Annotated in this window: 20 protein-coding genes and 1 pseudogene; 1 reads left to right on the top strand and 20 read right to left on the bottom strand. The window is 42.1% G+C overall.

Annotation, left to right across the window (positions count from 1 at the left end):
• Nucleotides 1-90: 90 nt before the first annotated feature.
• The 5 genes from murB to ACWPV5_RS02385 all read right to left on the bottom strand — a co-directional run bounded on the left by murB (nt 91) and on the right by ACWPV5_RS02385 (nt 3,605).
• Nucleotides 91-996, bottom strand: coding sequence for a UDP-N-acetylmuramate dehydrogenase (murB, locus tag ACWPV5_RS02405; RefSeq protein ID WP_454382110.1), 906 nt, complete (start codon nt 994-996; stop codon nt 91-93).
• A gap of 110 nt (nt 997-1,106) precedes the next feature.
• On the bottom strand, nt 1,107-1,859 hold the full coding sequence (locus tag ACWPV5_RS02400; protein WP_454382109.1) for a YhfC family intramembrane metalloprotease: 753 nt from the start codon (nt 1,857-1,859) through the stop codon (nt 1,107-1,109).
• A gap of 9 nt (nt 1,860-1,868) precedes the next feature.
• Nucleotides 1,869-2,600, bottom strand: coding sequence for an acetolactate decarboxylase (gene budA / locus ACWPV5_RS02395; protein ID WP_454382108.1), 732 nt, complete (start codon nt 2,598-2,600; stop codon nt 1,869-1,871).
• Nucleotides 2,601-3,209: 609 nt separating this feature from the next.
• Nucleotides 3,210-3,428, bottom strand: coding sequence for a hypothetical protein (locus ACWPV5_RS02390; RefSeq protein WP_258318530.1), 219 nt, complete (start codon nt 3,426-3,428; stop codon nt 3,210-3,212).
• 42 nt (nt 3,429-3,470) lie between these two features.
• Nucleotides 3,471-3,605 carry a hypothetical protein gene (locus ACWPV5_RS02385; protein ID WP_258318529.1) on the bottom strand — a complete coding sequence of 45 codons (135 nt, stop codon included), beginning with the start codon at nt 3,603-3,605 and terminating at the stop codon, nt 3,471-3,473.
• 416 nt (nt 3,606-4,021) lie between these two features.
• On the opposite strand from ACWPV5_RS02385, the gene ACWPV5_RS02380 reads away from it, so the two are divergent.
• A complete protein-coding gene (locus tag ACWPV5_RS02380; protein WP_219966512.1) occupies nt 4,022-5,293 on the top strand; it encodes an aminotransferase-like domain-containing protein in 1,272 nt (423 codons plus the stop codon).
• 173 nt (nt 5,294-5,466) lie between these two features.
• Here the strand turns inward: ACWPV5_RS02380 and ACWPV5_RS02375 are convergent, their stop codons facing one another.
• From ACWPV5_RS02375 to hemW, 15 genes and pseudogenes are all read right to left on the bottom strand, one after another.
• Nucleotides 5,467-6,282, bottom strand: coding sequence for an ABC transporter substrate-binding protein (locus tag ACWPV5_RS02375; protein ID WP_219966511.1), 816 nt, complete (start codon nt 6,280-6,282; stop codon nt 5,467-5,469).
• Nucleotides 6,283-6,439: 157 nt separating this feature from the next.
• Complete coding sequence (gene phoU, locus ACWPV5_RS02370) at nt 6,440-7,093, bottom strand: phosphate signaling complex protein PhoU (RefSeq protein ID WP_176139548.1); 654 nt, start codon at nt 7,091-7,093, stop codon at nt 6,440-6,442.
• An 11-nt stretch (nt 7,094-7,104) separates the two neighbouring features.
• Nucleotides 7,105-7,863, bottom strand: a complete 759-nt coding sequence (gene pstB, locus ACWPV5_RS02365) for a phosphate ABC transporter ATP-binding protein PstB (RefSeq protein ID WP_000133484.1) — start codon at nt 7,861-7,863, stop codon at nt 7,105-7,107.
• 12 nt (nt 7,864-7,875) lie between these two features.
• The gene (gene pstB, locus ACWPV5_RS02360; RefSeq protein ID WP_020900241.1) at nt 7,876-8,679 is read right to left on the bottom strand and encodes a phosphate ABC transporter ATP-binding protein PstB; all 804 of its coding nucleotides are present in this window, start codon (nt 8,677-8,679) and stop codon (nt 7,876-7,878) included.
• Between the two features lie 10 nt (nt 8,680-8,689).
• Complete coding sequence (pstA, locus tag ACWPV5_RS02355; protein WP_000543046.1) at nt 8,690-9,574, bottom strand: phosphate ABC transporter permease PstA; 885 nt, start codon at nt 9,572-9,574, stop codon at nt 8,690-8,692.
• Nucleotides 9,564-10,481 (bottom strand): phosphate ABC transporter permease subunit PstC, encoded by a 918-nt coding sequence (gene pstC / locus ACWPV5_RS02350; protein WP_001070903.1) that lies wholly within the window; start codon nt 10,479-10,481, stop codon nt 9,564-9,566. Before pstC ends, pstA begins: the two co-directional genes overlap by 11 nt.
• A complete protein-coding gene (locus ACWPV5_RS02345) occupies nt 10,481-11,359 on the bottom strand; it encodes a phosphate ABC transporter substrate-binding protein PstS (protein ID WP_454382107.1) in 879 nt (292 codons plus the stop codon). Before ACWPV5_RS02345 ends, pstC begins: the two co-directional genes overlap by 1 nt.
• A gap of 221 nt (nt 11,360-11,580) precedes the next feature.
• Nucleotides 11,581-12,885, bottom strand: coding sequence for an RsmF rRNA methyltransferase first C-terminal domain-containing protein (locus ACWPV5_RS02340; protein ID WP_454382106.1), 1,305 nt, complete (start codon nt 12,883-12,885; stop codon nt 11,581-11,583).
• A complete protein-coding gene (locus tag ACWPV5_RS02335; RefSeq protein ID WP_454382105.1) occupies nt 12,886-13,659 on the bottom strand; it encodes an inositol monophosphatase family protein in 774 nt (257 codons plus the stop codon). It lies immediately after the preceding gene.
• Nucleotides 13,649-13,927: a UPF0223 family protein gene (locus tag ACWPV5_RS02330; protein WP_001041974.1), complete on the bottom strand. Its 279-nt coding sequence runs from the start codon at nt 13,925-13,927 to the stop codon at nt 13,649-13,651. Before ACWPV5_RS02330 ends, ACWPV5_RS02335 begins: the two co-directional genes overlap by 11 nt.
• Nucleotides 13,927-14,328 carry a Spx/MgsR family RNA polymerase-binding regulatory protein gene (locus tag ACWPV5_RS02325; RefSeq protein ID WP_000631254.1) on the bottom strand — a complete coding sequence of 134 codons (402 nt, stop codon included), beginning with the start codon at nt 14,326-14,328 and terminating at the stop codon, nt 13,927-13,929. Before ACWPV5_RS02325 ends, ACWPV5_RS02330 begins: the two co-directional genes overlap by 1 nt.
• 210 nt (nt 14,329-14,538) lie before the next feature.
• The gene (locus tag ACWPV5_RS02320; protein WP_261064227.1) at nt 14,539-15,156 is read right to left on the bottom strand and encodes a TIGR01906 family membrane protein; all 618 of its coding nucleotides are present in this window, start codon (nt 15,154-15,156) and stop codon (nt 14,539-14,541) included.
• Nucleotides 15,146-15,907, bottom strand: a complete 762-nt coding sequence (locus ACWPV5_RS02315) for a TIGR01457 family HAD-type hydrolase (protein ID WP_454383429.1) — start codon at nt 15,905-15,907, stop codon at nt 15,146-15,148. The genes ACWPV5_RS02320 and ACWPV5_RS02315 overlap by 11 nt, the downstream gene beginning before the upstream one ends.
• Nucleotides 15,893-16,402: pseudogene (locus ACWPV5_RS02310) on the bottom strand (acyl-ACP thioesterase domain-containing protein); the annotation flags it as partial. The gene ACWPV5_RS02315 and the pseudogene ACWPV5_RS02310, both read right to left, overlap by 15 nt.
• Nucleotides 16,403-16,406: 4 nt before the next feature.
• The gene (gene hemW / locus ACWPV5_RS02305; protein ID WP_454382104.1) at nt 16,407-17,537 is read right to left on the bottom strand and encodes a radical SAM family heme chaperone HemW; all 1,131 of its coding nucleotides are present in this window, start codon (nt 17,535-17,537) and stop codon (nt 16,407-16,409) included.
• Nucleotides 17,538-17,637: the final 100 nt, after the last annotated feature.

The following is a 17,637-nucleotide window of genomic DNA, read 5'->3' as shown; positions in this document are numbered from 1 at the left end:
AGGAGATTGAACTGCCTACATTCTTCTGCACTAACGATAGGCTTTCACCCCCTTTCCATGACATAGCAGCAGCTTTTCAAATACAGCTTCTTACTTGCTTTCACCTAAAATACGGACTTCTCTCTCAAGAGTAACGCCAGAGTGTTCCTTGACTTTTTCGATAACAGACTCAATCAAGTCTTCGTAGTCTTTGGCCGTTCCATCTGCGACATTGATCATAAATCCTGCATGCTTTTCTGACACTTCTACGCCACCGATACGATAGCCTTTCAAGCCAGCTTCTGAAATTAATTGACCTGCAAAATACCCTACTGGACGCTTAAAGACCGAACCACAAGATGGATATTCCAAAGGTTGCTTGAGTTCGCGTAGGTGCGTCAAACGGTCCATTTCCTGCTTGATAATCTGATGGGTTCCTGGAGAAAGGGCAAATTTAGCTGACAAGACAACTGCACCAGACTCCTGAATGGCTGAATGACGGTAACCAAAAGCCAAGTCTTTAGCAGACAGGGTCTCGATTTCTCCATCCTTGGTCAAGACCTTACAAGACTGCAAGATGTGGGCGATCTCGCCACCATAGGCACCCGCATTCATAAAGACAGCACCACCAACACTTCCAGGAATGCCACAAGCAAACTCAAAACCAGTCAAACTATGACGAAGGGCAATGCGAGTTGTTTCAATCAAGTTGGCACCAGCTTCTGCTTCAATAGTATAGCCATCAACAGAAACATTATTAAGCTTGTCACACAAGATGACAAATCCACGAATCCCACCATCACGAACAATGATGTTACTAGCATTTCCAAGAACCATCCAAGGAATATTTTCTTGGTTGGCAAATTTAACAACGCGCGCCAACTCAAAACGATTTCGTGGAAAGACCAAATAATCGGCCTCTCCACCTACTTTTGTATAACTATAGCTATGCAAGGGTTCCTTAAAACGGATATCAATTCCTTCTAAGATTTCAAGCATTTTTTCTCTTACAGACATGTCACTCTTCCTTTTACAAAATTCATTCCATTATACCATTTTTAAGACCATTTGACGACCCTAAAAAAAATCTTGGGCTTATTTTAAACAAAAAAAGAGGTTTCCCCCTTTTATGATTTTTTACAAAAGATTGCCTTGGTTCCATAGGCAAGCAGAACGAGCTCTAGTGCTAGGACAACTTCTACCAAGACTGGATTGGTCAACCAGCCAACTTGGACTAGAGATGGTGCCAGGTCAAAGAAGGCATGTAGGCCATAGGCTGCTAGGAGATAAATCCATTTCTTCTGGCGAACAGCTTGGTAAACCCAAACAGTCAAGAGTAATTGGAAACCTAGGGCCAAGATTCGCTCAAAACCAAGCAAATAAATCTGCCAGACTGATAGCGACTGGATAGTTTTCAACATATTTTCAGACAGCAATTGCATGACCTGTGGATTCTGCGTTTGAACTGCTGAGAGAACGATGTAGAGATTGAGCAAACTAGCAAGGCCTAGGAAAATTAATTCCAAGCCACCATGCCCCAGTCCATAGGCCAAGGCGTCTGCCTTTTCCAAATTTCTCTTTTTCTCCAACCATTTGAAGAAAACAAGACGAGCTGTTTCCTCAAAAAATGCTGCCATGGCTAGGCCATAGATGATATAGACAAGCGGATGATCTTGCAAGAGGGCAATACTACCGTCTTTTTGAGGATGCAAAACTAAGATATGCACCAGTTTTTCCAAAATCTGTGAAGAGACAAAGAAGGCAACAGCACCCAAGCCCAAAACAGCTAAATTAATCTTGTATTTCTTTTTGGCATACCAAATGCTCCCTATCAAGAAAGCCAGCAACAGCACCATGGTAATGATAATATGAATGGTCATTTTCTTCTCCTATTCTGCCTTTTCAATATCTTTTTTCATCTCGTCAACATTGAACTTAGCAAACAAGTATTGACGATCTTGGACTGGGAAACGTTGGTCCAACTGGTCAACCGCTCCCACCTCGATAATGCCTTCCTTGATGACAAAGTCCATGACATGCCCACCGAAGGTCAAATCATCTGAGATGAAGTGGAGATGATAGCCTGCCACACTAACCCCATGGAAAATCTCTGGCGTCCAGAAACCAACGATGGTCCCCGCAACATTGTCACGACTATATTCAGGTTGATGGGTTGCGACATCAGCAAACTTGGTATCTGGTGTTGACTTGGGAATCATGCGCACATGCATATGCGAAAATTCCCCACGAATCTTGATAGAGCGGAAAAGATTTTCCCCGTCATAATAAGACTCGATTCGTTCTTCCAATTCCTTGTCTGTCATCTCAAAGCGCTGGCGAAAAATGACCTCTGCCTGATGCGGTACCACTGCTGCGTAAGGAATAAGGGCATCTGGTGATACTTCCACAATTTCTGGCTGATTTCCTGATCCTTTGGCCTGATAAGCCTTGCCATCTAAGACAATCAATTCCCCATCAATGGAATCCAAGGTTCCCAAACCAAGGTCACCATGCTCTAGCAATTCTCCTACTGTCATGGTACCACCATAAAGGCCAGCCATCAAGGCTCCAAGGGTATTGTATTGAAATAATTTCACTGGTTCCTGCACGTTCTTATCCATTCACTTTCTTGTCTGTTATTCTATAAATCTTACTCCTAAGTATACCACATTTGCCCCTAGATGTGAACGATATAAACACTCTAGACATTGCCAAGAAAGAAAAAAAAGGTACAATGTAACAAAATCAAGGGAGGTCTGGAATGAAGAAACAAAGCAAGTACCAAGAGGTTGTTTCCTATCTAAAAAACGGTATCGAGTCTGGACGCTTTTCGACGGGGAGTCTGAGATTTTGACAGAAACAAAACTTGAACTAGCACAACAACCCCTAAGGAACACACTTCCCTAGGGGTCGCATTTTATTTAACTAAATCATTATTTATTTTTTGTTCCTAGTAAACATAAATATTGTATTAATAATTGCAAAAATAAATGCAAACAAAAGGATTTTCCAAAGGATAAATTTTTGTAACACTAAATACGCATATACAAATCCAATCAAAAAGCTAATAATCCCATCCTTTATTAAAAAGTTTTTATCACGCATTATTCCATACCTCACTGAACTACCCAAATAGCCAATTGAGCAGCAATGATATAAATATTTGTTTTAAGTCCATTAGCTTTAACAAATCTTAGTACCACTTTAGCTAATTCTGACCAAGCCTTTTTCTACGCATACCTAACAGTTAGCGAAACATTGGTCATAGCAAAAAATTCTTCTCGTATTTTTCTCGCTATACATCCTCCCATCTCATCCCAAGGGACTCTGTCATAGAGATTATTAATATTAGTTTCTAATTCATTTTCCGCAAGAGCAATATCTTTTTGAGAAAAGTTTTTATAAACATATTCAGTAAAAATTTTTTCATTAACTCCATTTCTAAACATTTGTTCAAGAACATTGGCTACATCATCGATTTGTTTTTGTTCTTAGGTACTAATTTCAGAAACTTCCGTGGTAGTTACATCATCAGCAAATATTCTAACAGAAGCTATAGAAGGAGACATAATAGAAAATAGTGATAATACAACAGGTGCTGAAGTTACAATTTTTTTAAATCTCATAAAAAACACTCCTTTCAAGTCACAAACATATATTACTGATAAAATAACTTGACTTTCTGATTTAAACTCCTTTCTAACAAGTTATTAGTATACTTTTATTTTTCAATTCTGTTATACCACAACAAGAAAGCGATTTCAAGATTTTTCCTAAAAACAAGTACAAGTAATAAGGGAAAATTAGCATGAAAACTTTTTAAAACAAATCAACCCCAGATAAAAAATACACATTTTGTTTTAAAGAGAAAAAGGTTCCGAAAAACTGTCACATCTGCATTTGGTTGCTCTTTGATTTCAAAAAAGTATTAAAGATGGGAGTATACCACATTTAGCTTTATATGTGAACGAGAGAAACACCCTAGACATTGCCAAGAAAAAAAAAAAAAGGTACAATGTAATAAAATCAAGGGAGGTCTGGAATGAAGAAACAAAGCAAGTACCAAGAGGTTGTTTCCTATCTAAAAAAAGGTATAGAGTCTGGACGCTTTTCGACGGGAAGTCGCCTGCCTTCTATCCGTCAACTGAGCCTTGACTTTCACTGTAGCAAGGACACTGTCCAACGAGCCCTGCTGGAATTACGGCACGAACAATACCTCTATGCCAAGCCCCAGAGTGGCTACTATGTCCTAGAACAAGGGCAACACCAGGATCTAGAAATCGAAGTCACTGACGAACATGCCAGTGCCTATGACGATTTCCGACTCTGTGTCAATGAAACCTTGATTGGCCGAGAAAACTACCTCTTTAACTACTATGACAACCAAGAAGGTTTAGAAGACCTAAGACAATCCATTCATAAACTTCTATTTGACCAAGCTCTCTACTGCAAGGCAGACCAGTTGGTATTGACTTCTGGGACCCAACAAGCCTTGTTTATTCTCTCTCAAATATCCTTTCCTAGTCAAGCCAAGGAAATCTTGGTGGAACAGCCGACCTACCATCGGATGAATCGCCTCTTGATTGCTCAGAGCTTAGACTATCAAACGATTGAACGAGGCATTGATGGGATTGACTTGGAGGAGCTGGAAGGTCACTTCAAAACAGGAAAAATTAAGTTTTTCTACACCATTCCTCGTTTTCACTATCCTCTGGGGCATTCCTATTCTGAGCAGGACAAACGAGCCATTCTTGACTTAGCAGCTAAGTATGGTGTTTATATCGTCGAAGACGATTATCTGGGGGATTTGGACTCCAAGAAGGGCCAGACCTTCCACTATCTGGATACAGAGGAGCGTGTCATTTACATCAAGTCCTTCTCAACCAGCCTCTTTCCAGCCCTGCGGATTACGGCACTCATTCTGCCAAATGCTATCAAAGAAGCATTTGTGGCCTACAAAAATATCCTTGACTACGACAGCAACCTCATCATGCAAAAGGCCCTGTCACTCTATATTGACAGTCAACTGTTTGAGAAAAATCGGCTAGCTCGCTTGGCCAATCAGGAAACTTACCAAAAACAACTCGAGGAAAGACTAGCTAACACTCCTTGTCACCTCCCTCACTTTCCCCTACACGATGGTTTATTGCTAGACCTCAGACAGTATCCTAAAATCGCCAGTCTCAAACACAGTCAACTGGGCTTGGACTTCTTTGAAGAGGCCTATTTAAGCACCTGTCCTTATCAATTTGCCAAGGTGTCCTTAGATAATCTGGAAAATGTTTTAGACTATTTAAAAGCAGAATTGGACTGACTTCCAACTCTGCTTTTTTCTTATACTCTTCGAAAATCTCTTCAAACCACGTCAGCGTCGCCTTACCGTAGATATATGTAACTGACTTCGTCAGTCTTATCTACAACCTCAAAGCAGTGCTTTGAGCAACCTGCGGCTAGCTTCCTAGTTTGCTCTTTGATTTTCATTGAGTATTATTCTTCAACTTCTGTTAAGGTTGCCGCTTTTTCAAGATAGCTTTGGTAGGTACCGTCATCCTTGAGTTTTTGGATGACCTTGTCCACCACTTCTTTCAGATCAGCACTATTTTTTCTAAGGGCAACTGCACTGGCTTCGCCGTCCTTCATCTTCAAGCTGACAGTTGCGACATCTAGGTCTGCATTTTTAGCAGCATAGCTAAGGGCAACAGGCTCATCCATATGAACAGCATCTACTTTTCCAGCCTGCAATTCATTGACTGCTTCCCCCATATTGGTTAGGGAAATCAGCTGAGCTTTTGGCAATTGTTCCTTGACCATAGCTTCTGGAACAGTCCCTTTTTGGGCTGCAATATTAGCACTTTCTAAGCTAGTTAAATCCTTGTATTTTTCTACATCAGCCTTACGAACCAAGAAACTAATCTTGTTTTCATAGTAAGGGATTGAAAAATCAAAGACTTCTTTTCTCTCGTCAGTAGCACTAATTCCTGCGACAGCTAGGTCAGCCTTACCAGTTTGAAGGCTGGTCAAAACATTGTCAAAACTCATGCTTGAAATTTCCAACTTCACCCCAAGTTCATCAGCTATAGCCTGAGCCATGTCAATATCCGCACCGACTACCTGATTTTTCCCGTCAACTAAGGATTGGAATTCAAAAGGTGCATAGTCAGGACTAGTCGCCACAACTAATTTCCCCTTTTGCTTAATGGCTTCAACAGCTGACTGAGAACCATTCGAACCTGACTGGCAAGCTACTAAGAAGAAACTTGCAAGAAAACTACATAAAATAAATATCCATTTTTTTGATTTCATAAATAAACAACCTCTCTGTTAATTTTGTATAATTATAACGCTATTCAAGTTACTTGTCAAGTATTTTTTGAATTTTTATCTTAAAAATATTTTTTTCATTCAAGAAAAGGAGCTATCAGTTGATTTCAAGCTCCTTTTTATACAGGATGAACCTGTTTTATAGTTCGACAATCTTACCTGTTTCAAAGTAAACAACCCATTCACAGATATTTTTGGCATAGTCTCCAATACGTTCCAAGAAGGCAATCACTTGGAAGTAATCACGACCTGTAACGATGGCATCTGGATTTTTCTTGATTTCTTCTGTAGCCAAGTCACGAATGCTATCAAAGTAATGGTTGATTTTTTCGTCCATAGTTGCTACTTCATAGGCCTGGTCTACTGAACCATTCAGATAGAGTTCAAGGGCTGCTTCAACGAAATTCTTGACATCGCGCCCCATTCTCTTGATTTCTTCTTCAACAGCTGGGATGCGTTGCTCACCCTTCATACGAATTGTCGCTTTGGCAATGGAAACGGCATGGTCACCCATACGTTCCAAGTCAGATACAGCCTTCAATACTGTCAAAACAGTACGCAAGTCCTGAGAAACGGGTTGTTGGAGGGCAATCATTTCAAATGATTTCTTCTCCAATTTCACTTCGTATTCGTTTACTTCTGCATCGTCTTCGATGACTTCCTTGGCCAAATCACGGTCATGCGTCACAAAGGCACGCACTGTCCGATTGATTTGGGATAGCACTTCTTGTCCCATAGCATAGAACTGGTTGTGCAATTTCTCTAAATCTTCCTCAAATTGAGAACGTAACATCATTTATCTCCTTATCCAAATTTTCCTGAAATATAATCTTCTGTTTCCTTGTGTTGTGGGTTGAGGAACATCTTCTTGGTATCGTTAAACTCGATCAAATCTCCATCTAGGAAAAATCCTGTCTTGTCAGAGATACGAGAGGCTTGTTGCATGGAACGCGTAACCAAGAGCATGGTGTATTTATCTTTTAGACCATACAAAGTTTCCTCAATCTTACCAGCAGAGATAGGGTCCAAGGCTGAAGTCGGTTCATCCAAGAGAATGATTTTAGGACTGGTTGCCAAGACACGGGCAACACAGACACGTTGCTGTTGTCCACCTGAAAGCCCGATAGCTGAATCATGCAGGCGATCCTTGACCTCATCCCAGATAGAAGCTCGTTGCAAGGCTTTTTCTACCGCTTCATCCAGAACCTGCTTATCCTTCACTCCATTGATACGAAGCCCGTAAACAACGTTTTCGTAGATAGACATAGGGAAAGGGTTCGGTTGTTGGAAAACCATACCGATTTCCTTACGCAATTCAACTGTATCTGTACGTGGGCTGTAGATGTTGTGGCCGTTGTAAACCACTGAGCCAGTTGTGGTTACCTCTGGATTGAGATCCCCCATGCGGTTGATAGCCTTGAGGAGGGTTGATTTCCCTGATCCAGATGGACCGATCAAGGCTGTGATTTCCTTAGGTTGGAAAGATAGGGAAACACTATTCAAGGCCTTCTTTTGATTGTAGTAAACGGACAGGTCTGATACCTGTAAAATCGCTTCTGTCATACTGTTTCCTTTCTATCCAAAGTGTCCTGTTACGTAGTCATTGGTTGACTGTAATTTTGCATTTTGGAAAATATTAGAGGTCTTATCGTACTCAATCAAGTCACCCAAGTAGAAAAATCCTGTGTAATCACTAGCACGCGCAGCCTGCTGCATACTGTGGGTCACGATGATGATGGTAAAGTCCTTCTTCAATTCCAGCATGGTTTCTTCAAGTTGAGCAGTCGCAATCGGATCCAAAGCTGACGCCGGCTCATCCATCAAGAGAATATCTGGTTTAACAGAGATAGCACGAGCGATACAGAGGCGTTGCTGCTGACCACCTGATAGGGTCAAGGCCGACTTGTGCAAATCGTCTTTGACCTGATCCCAAAGGGCAGCTTGACGGAGAGAAGTTTCCACAATTTCATCCAAGACTTGCTTGTCCTTAACACCTGCACGTTCATGGGCAAAAGTGATGTTGCGGTAGATAGACTTGGCAAAGGGATTTGGTCGTTGGAAGACCATTCCAATGTGCTTACGCATCTCATAGACATTGATTTCTGGACGGTTGACGTCAATCCCTTGGTAGAGGATTTGACCTGTTACCTTGGCAATATCAATGGTATCATTCATACGGTTGAGACTGCGGAGGTAGGTTGATTTCCCTGAACCAGAAGGGCCAATTAAGGCCGTGATTTTATTTTTTTCAAATTGCATATCGATGCCCTTGATGGATTCTTTTTTACCGTAGTAAACATGTAAATCCTTGGTAGAGAGGGCCACTTTCTCTTCAGGAAAGGTGATGATATGCTTTTCATCCCAATTATATTTTGACATGGCTTCTCCTTTAGGCAGCGGTTAATTTCTTATGTAAATAGCTTCCGAGTTTGCGAGCTCCAAAGTTAAAGATGAGAATAAAGATGAGTAGCACGGCCGCAGAACCTGCTGATACGATAGTTCCATCTGGAATAGTACCTTCACTATTGACTTTCCAGATGTGGACAGCCAAGGTTTCAGCTTGACGGAAGATGGAAATTGGACTGGTAACACTGAGAATATTCCAGTTAGACCAGTCAAGGGCTGGAGCGGATTGTCCTGCTGTATAGATCAAAGCAGCCGCCTCACCAAAGATACGACCAGAGGCCAAGACAACCCCCGTTACAATACCTGGTAGGGCTTCTGGAATGACCACATGGACCACAGTCTCCCAACGAGAAATTCCAAGGGCCAAGCCGGCCTCACGTTGCGTATGGTGAACGTGTTTCAAGCTGTCTTCAACATTACGAGTCATCTGAGGTAAGTTAAAGACCGTCAAGGCCAAGGCACCTGAAATGATTGAAAATCCATACTCAAACTGAACTACAAAGATCAAGTAACCAAAGAGACCTACAACCACTGATGGTAGTGAAGACAAGATTTCAATACAGGTTCTGACAAAATTGGTCACAGGACCTTTTTTAGCATATTCAGCTAGGAAAATCCCAGCCCCCATAGATAAGGGAACAGAGATAATCAAGGTAATAACCAGAAGGAAGAAGGAATTATAGAGCTGAATTCCAATCCCTCCACCTGCTTGGTAAGAAGATGATTTGCCAGTCAAGAAAGACCAAGAGATGTGGGGCAAACCACGAACCAAGATATAAAGAATCAAGGATGCCAAGATGGCAACGATAATACCTGCAATTGAGTAGAGGACAGCTGTTGCAATTTTATCTAATTTCTTAGCGTGCATAGTTTTTCTTTCCTCTTTCTTTCGTAATCAATTTAATCACACTGTTGAAGGCCAAACTCATCAAAAGCAAGACTAAGGCTAGTGACCAGAGAACGTTATTGTCAACGGTTCCCATAACGGTATTTCCGATACCCATGGTCAAAACAGAGGTCAAGGTCGCAGCAGGTGTTGTCAATGAAGTTGGGACTACGGCTGAGTTTCCGACCACCATCTGAATAGCCAAGGCCTCACCAAAGGCACGTGCCATCCCAAAGACCACTGCGGTAAAAATCCCTGAACGCGCCGCCTTCAAGGTCACGCGCCAGATGGTTTGCCAACGAGTGGCTCCCATAGCCAAACTAGCTTCGCGGTAGTGACGAGGCACCGCACGCAAGCTATCGGTTGTCATAAAGGTTACCGTCGGTAAAATCATGACAAAGAGAACGAAAATCCCTGACAAGATCCCAAAACCAGTTCCACCAAAAACACTGCGGACAAAGGGAACTACGACCTGCAAACCGATAAATCCATAGACGACTGAAGGAATCCCGACCAGCAATTCAATAGCTGGTTGCAAGATTCTCGCACCTTTTGGTGAGACTTCAGTCATAAAAACTGCCGCACCAATGGCAAAAGGAGTTGCGATAAGAGCTGATAGGATTGTGACAATAAAGGAACCCAGAATCATAGGAAGGGCACCAAATTGTTTACCTGAAGGATTCCAAGTTTGTCCAAAGAGGAAATCAAATATATTGACTCCATTGACAAAGAAGGTCGACAAGCCTTTTTGGGCTACGAAAATCAAAATCATAGCCACAATGATGACAATCAAAGACAGACAGGCAAAGGTCAAGCCTTTTCCTAGTTTCTCTAGACGAGAGTTCTTTGAGGGAGAAAGTAATTTTTTAGCTAATTCTTCTTGATTCATTAGTGACTCCCTTCTAGCGCTGTTACCGTTCCTACAGCATCTTTTTCAACCTTCATTTCCTTGACAGAAATATAGCCCATTCCCTTAACGATTCCGCTTTGCGCTTCATCTGAGAGGACAAAGTTGAGAAACTCTGCCACCAATTCATTTGGTTGACCTAGGGTGTACATGTGTTCATAAGACCACAAAGGCCAGTTATTGGTTGTAACATTCTCTGCAATCGGCTCATAGCCGTTCAACTTCATGCGTTTAACTGAGTCATCCACATAGGCAAAAGCTAGGTAAGAAATGGCTCCTGGTGTCTGGGAAACAATGTTTTTGACCATCCCATTTGAATCCTGTTCTTGACTCTGAATGGCAGATTGGCCATCCATAACAACACTATCAAAGGTTGCACGCGAACCAGAACTTGCTGCACGGTTGATAATAGAGATGGCTAAATCTTTGCCCCCAACCTCTTTCCAGTTAGTTACTTGGCCTGTGAAGATGCTACGGAGTTGTTCAGTTGTCAGATTTTCAACATCAACTTCCTTGTTTACAATCACCGCCAAGCCTGCTACTGCAACCTTGTGGTCCACTAGAGCGGATGCATTGATACCGTCTTTTTCCTCGGCAAATACGTCTGAATTTCCTACATCAACGGCTCCAGATTGAACTTGAGACAAACCTGTACCAGATCCTCCACCTTGGACGTTGACTGTTTTTCCAACATGCAAAGAGCCAAATTCATCTGCTGCTGCTTCGACCAAGGGCTGAAGAGCTGTTGAGCCAACAGCTGTCATGGATTCTCCACGATCAATCCAGCTAGCACATCCCGCCAAAGAACCTGCCAGCAAAAGAGCCGCAAGGGATAGAGCGAATTTTTTCCTTTTTTTCACTGTTTTTCTCCTTGAAAATAATGGTGAATGCTGTGAATTTTTTCAACTATTTATTTATGTTTTTCCTTTTCAAAATTGGGAACCAACTGAAGTTGCTAGCTTGGTTTTACTAGAAATTTGCTTAGTTGCCTTCTCCACAAATTTTGACTTAAAATGAAAGACAATTTGAAAAAAATCCATACTTCCACTATAACATAGACAAGCTACTTTGACTAGCATTTTCACTTGAATCTGAGGCCTTTTGGAAAATAATTTTTCAAAACATTTCCAGTCACCTTAGCAAAGCCCAAACCATTGCCTTGAACCAAAACTTGGTACCAACCATTTGGCAGACTTTCCGGCAGCTGAACGGTTTCTCCAGCCACATACTTCACAAACGCTTCTTGGTCAATTTCAACCGACTGCTTGACCTGACTTGGTTTCAAGGCTAGGCCAAGAGCGAAACTGGGTTCAAAGCGTTTCTTCTTAAAGGTACCCAGATGCAGGCCATTCCGAGCAATCTTGAGCTTCCCTAAATCTGGCAAAAGTTCCGGCAAGAGATAAAGCTGGTCACCAAACGTCTGTAAGGTACCCAGTAGATTGATTTTTAGATGTTTTTGGGCAAATTCCTGCCACAAGGCAACCTGCTCACGGCTGAGATTGCTCTTGCTTGCCTTAAATTTAGGGGCTGAATTTTCACCCTTAAACTGTAGATGGGCTACAAACTGCCCCTCTCCCTTAAAATGATGAGGATACATCCGAGCCGTTTCTGGCAAGTCAATTCCAGCTACCATTCCATTGATATGCTCAACTGGCAACAAGTCAAAATCATACTCATCCAACAACCAATTGACAATCTCTTCGTTTTCCTCAGGTGCCCAGGTACAGGTCGAATAAACCAGACGACCACCTTTTGCTAGCATGGTCACTGCATCTTCCAGAATTTCTCTTTGCAAACTAGCACATTGACTCGGATAATCTAAGCTCCAATAGTCCATAGCATCTGGCTGCTTACGAAACATCCCTTCACCAGAGCAAGGAGCATCTAGGACAATGAGGTCAAAATAGCCTTTAAAGACCTTAGCCAAGCGGTCAGCAGATTCATTAGTCACTACGACATTTGTCGCTCCAAAGCGCTCCATGTTTTCGACTAAAATCTTAGCCCGTTTGCTTGAAATTTCATTAGAAACCAGGATACCTTCACCTGCTAGATAGGCTGCTAATTGAGTTGATTTGCCACCCGGTGCAGCGGCCAAGTCCAAGACCTTCATTCCAGGACTGGGCTGGGCAACCTGAGCCACCATTTGGGCAGCAGGTTCTTGCGAATAGACCAAACCTGTAGCATGCTCAGGCGATTTCCCTGAAACCTTCCCATAGTGGCCCCAAGGGGTTTTAGGAATAGCATCAGGAAAGGAAACTGGCGCTTCTTTTAAAGGATTGACCCGAAAAGCCGAAATCGCTTCCTCCTCAAAAGAGGCAAGAAAATCTCTTGCCTCATCTCCTAGTATCTCTTCATATTTTTCAACAAATCCTTCTGGAAATTGCATTTAAGTTCTTTTCCTTTCGTAAATATAGGACTGAATTTCCTCCTGCATCTCAAGGGGCACCATCATGACTGGCTGTCTGGTTTGAAAATCAGGAGCTTCACCAGATAGGGTCACAATCCGATAGCCCAGACTTTCCCCTAAAATACTAGCGACAGCATAATCCCATGGTTGCAGATAGGTGATATAGGTCAACAAACGCCCTGACAAAATCTTGGCAAAACTAATGGCCGCACTCCCATAGACACGAACACCGAGTACAGCCCGACTCAAATCAGCCAGCCCCCATTCATTGGTTTCCAACATACCACTATTCCCTGCAATGAGAAAATCTCCAAGTGGTTTTGCTTTAAAGGGAGCTAGAGGCCTATCGTTTCGACAAACTGGAAAGGATCCACCACCGTGATAACAATCCCCCTTGACCACATCATAGATCAGGCCAAACTGTCCCTGACCATTTTCAAAATAAGCCATCATAACAGCAAAATCTTCCCGCTGGGCGACAAAGTTATTGGTCCCATCAATGGGATCAATGACCCAAACCCTGCCCTCTTGAACCGAGGCTCGCAGACAACCTTCTTCAGCACAAATCTTATCCTCAGGATAACGAGACAAAATCTCACCAACCAATAGCTCCTGAACTTCCTTGTCCAGTCTGGTCACCAAATCTGTTGGAGAGGACTTGGTCTCAACGCACAAGTCTTCCTGCATATGGTCAAGGATGTACTGGCCTGCTTTCTTAATTAGCTCTTTGGCAAATTCAAATTTACTTTCCAAGAGAAATCTTTCCTTCCCCTTTTTCCTTGGCAGCCTGAACTGCTCGGTAAAGCGAATAGCCACTAACTGTTTCAAATTCTCGTCCCAAACGTTTCTCTTCACTCTTGCTTGGCACAACCGCCTTGAATCCCTTATAGGAGTCCAGTAACTTTTTAGCCTCTACCTTGCCTTCATAGGCAGCTTCAACATCATTAAAAAAAGAAAGCACTGAAGCAAGTTCTTCAGTGCTCCACGACAAATCTAGTGGGTAACTATACTGTTTGTTCATTAACTAATACCAGCTCTCATTCTTGCTTCTTTTAGTTCTTGCTTACGGTAACTACGAGGGAGAAAAGCACGAATCTCATCTTCATTAAAACCGATCTGCATACGTTTGGCATCAATAATAATGGGACGACGCAAAAGACTAGGATACTGCTCAATCAAATGAAGCAATTCCGATACTGAAATACTTTCTACATCAATATCTAATTTTTGAAAAATTTTTGAACGAGTTGAAATGATGTCATCAGTACCATTTTCGGTCAAGGAAAGAATGTGTTGCAATTCTTTTCTTGTTAAAGGACTGGTCATAATATTGTGCTCCTCAAAGGGCACCTTATGTTTTTCTAACCAGGCCTTTGCCTTACGACATGAAGTACAGCTCGGTGATAGGAATAGTGTAATCATGCTTTTCTCTTTTTATCTATACTTTGCTACCTCTATTATACAAAAAAATAAAGCGCTTGACTAGAGATTTTTAGAAAAAAAGCCTATTTTTTCAAGAAAAATAGACTGTTTGCGAACGATTAATACATTTCTGATTTAGTTAATTCACTCTTAACGATGGTTTCAAATCATATACAATTTTATATATACAAATTGAGAACATCTTTCGGTTCACTTCCTACGACTTTTTATATAAAAATAGCCAAAGAAGCTTTCATAGAGGGCAAAAAAGAGGAGGAAGGCATGAAGGAAAAAGGTCTCTGGCAAAATCAGAATCACTGGATCCTTGGCTGGGTCAAAAAGCCAGGTATCATCTCCCACAAAGAGAATTTGATGGAAAAGGGTAAAGAATTGATCAAAACCAATCAACACTCCCCCAAGACCAATCAGCACAGGCAAGACTACTAGAGCCAGGAGACTTTTACGATAAAGAGACAAAAAGCCCTTTTTCACAATCCCTTTGACAAAGAAATAGAAACTTGGCAGTGCCACTAGAGCTACTAGCTGAACCAGGTGAAAGAGGTTCTTGACCACTGCAAAATGGTGCAGACCTGCTGCTGACGAACGAAAATCAGGCATCTGCAAGACCTGACTAAATGGATTGGTCAGATAATTCATCAAGATATGAAAGTTGTATTGAATGGTTTCTGGTTTTAAATAGACCCTATCCATTAAGTTCAGCCACGGAATCTCCAGCGGATAGAAAATCCAAGCCAGATAAATGGTCAGAAGGATTGAGAGGGAGAGGAGAAAGAGCATAGAGCTCCAAAAGGTCAGTTTAGTTTTCATCAAAATCCCACTCCGCAAGACTAGAAACCACATGAGTCGGTGCGATTGGTAGGTCTGCTACTTCTTCTGTCTTGGTAAAACCTGTCGTCACCAAGAGCGTTGGAATGCCATTGTCAATCCCTGCTCGGATATCTGTCAGATAGTTGTCCCCAACCATAATCAACTCTTCACGTTCCAAGCCTAAGTGCTCAACCGCCTTGTCCATAATGATGGCATTTGGTTTCCCAATATAAACAGGCTTCACTCGTGTTGCCACTTCAAGCAGCGTAATCAGTGAACCAGCACCAGGCAAAAGACCGCGTTCTGTCGGGATGTTGAGGTCAGGGTTGGTTCCGATAAAGTGAGCACCCTTTTGAATCGCAAGAGTTGCTGTCGCAAATTTTTCATAGTCAACTTGCCAATCCAGGCCCACTACCACATAGGCTGGATTATCCTTGTCTTCCACATAACCAGCCGCCTTGATGGCTTCCTTGAGGCCTGATTCTCCGATGACATAGACCGTCTTTTCAAGCCCCAAGTCGTTCATATAGTCGATAGTCGCCAAAGTAGCTGTGTAGACAGTCGATAGAGGCGTATCAATATTAAAATTCTGAGCCAACATCTCCTGAACACTCTCTGGAGTGCGGGTTGTATTGTTGGTCACAAAGAGATAGGGAATATCCCGCTTTTGTAATTCATGGACAAAAGCTTCTCCTGCCGGGATTCGGTCTTTCCCCTTATAAATGGTTCCGTTATTGACATGGCCATTCATATCCAAGTCGTAAAAACGAACATGGTAATCCTTTCTGACTGGCTCTTCTAGATTTGCATACTTTGGCCCACGGATAAGCTTTTTATCAAAATCAGACTGGTAAGGAGCCACAATCTCAGGTTCGACAGCATGGACTTTTCGACTGTCTCGGTCCATGAGAACAAAGGTCGCCATCATGTGTATAAGGTCCTGACCTGCTTCATCATAAATGGTAAAGCGACGGTAGCAAAAGAGCCTATTGTAGCTCAGAGCTTCCGTTTCGATAGTGATTTCTTCTGCAAAACGAGGCAAACGAGCCACCTCAATATCATAATCTGTGATAATCCAGACCAGATTATAGTTTTCCAAAATGGCCTTATCACTAACTCCCAGTTCAATGGACTGCATCCCTGAAACTTGCAGAGACAACAAAATCACATCTGGAAGCTTGATATGACCGTTCATATCAGCCATATCAAAAGGAATTTTCATTTTCATTTGATAAGTTAAGCCCATCATCCTACTCCAAAATAAATCGTTCTGCTACGGTGTCTCCTAAAAAGAGACCTCTTTTTGTCATGCGCACGCGATCACCCTCTATTTGCATGAGACCTTGTTGTACCAAGTCCTTGACAATTTCTCCATAAAGTCCATCGAAAGACCGTCCAAATTTTTCCTCAAATCGCACCATGGAAACCCCTGATTTCTTGCGGAGTCCCAAGAACATTTCTTCTTCCATTTGCTCTTTTTGACTCAGGTGCTCTTCTGTGATGCGAGCATTGCCTTCCTCAACTGCACTGAGATAATGACGAATGGGACCATGGTTTTTATAGCGAATACCATTGACATAGCCAGATGCCCCAGCACCAATACCATAGTATTCGGCATTGTCCCAGTACATGATATTGTGACGACTTTCAAAACTGGGTTTGGAGAAATTGGAAATTTCATAATGTTCAAAACCAGCTCGCTCCAGCTCTTCGATGATGTACTCAAACATCTCAGCTTCCAGTTCCTCCTTAGGCAGAGGCAATTTCCCTCGTCGCATACGGTTCATAAAGACCGTATGATTTTCCAAAATCAAGCTATACAAACTCATATGGGGAATATCAAGTCCAATGGCCTTAGCAACATTTTCCTTGACCTGCTCCATGGTCTGACCAGGTAGCGCATAAATCAAATCAATGGAGATATTGTCAAAACCAGCCAGTTTCAGACGGTCGATATTTTCATAAATATCCTTCTCCAAATGACTGCGCCCAATCTTTTTCAGCATCTTGTCATCAAAGGTCTGCACGCCTAGCGAAACACGATTGACAGCTGAGTTCTTCAAAACAGCAATCTTATCCGCGTCCAAGTCGCCTGGATTGGCCTCAATGGTCAACTCCTCTAAGGCAGACAAGTCCAAGTTTTTAGTCAAGCCATCCAATAACACCTCCAGTTGCGGAGCTGACAAAGCTGTCGGTGTGCCACCACCGATGTAGAGGGTTGACAACTTTTGAATATCATAAGATTGAAACTCTTCTAACAGATGTTCCAAATAACTATCTACCGGCTGATTTTTTATAAAGACCTTTGAAAAGTCACAATAATAACAAATTTGAGTACAAAACGGGATGTGTACATAGGCTGACGTTGGTTTTTTCTGCATAGTACTTATTATACCACAAAAGCGAACAATACTGAGAATTCCGTTTAACAAAATCCTAGCATTGTTCGCTTTCTTTATCTAATCATTCTTTGTATTTTAT

It is taken from the genome of Streptococcus sp. Marseille-Q7156 (genome assembly GCF_965119495.1).
This window is presented reverse-complemented; position numbering and strand designations above follow the sequence as displayed.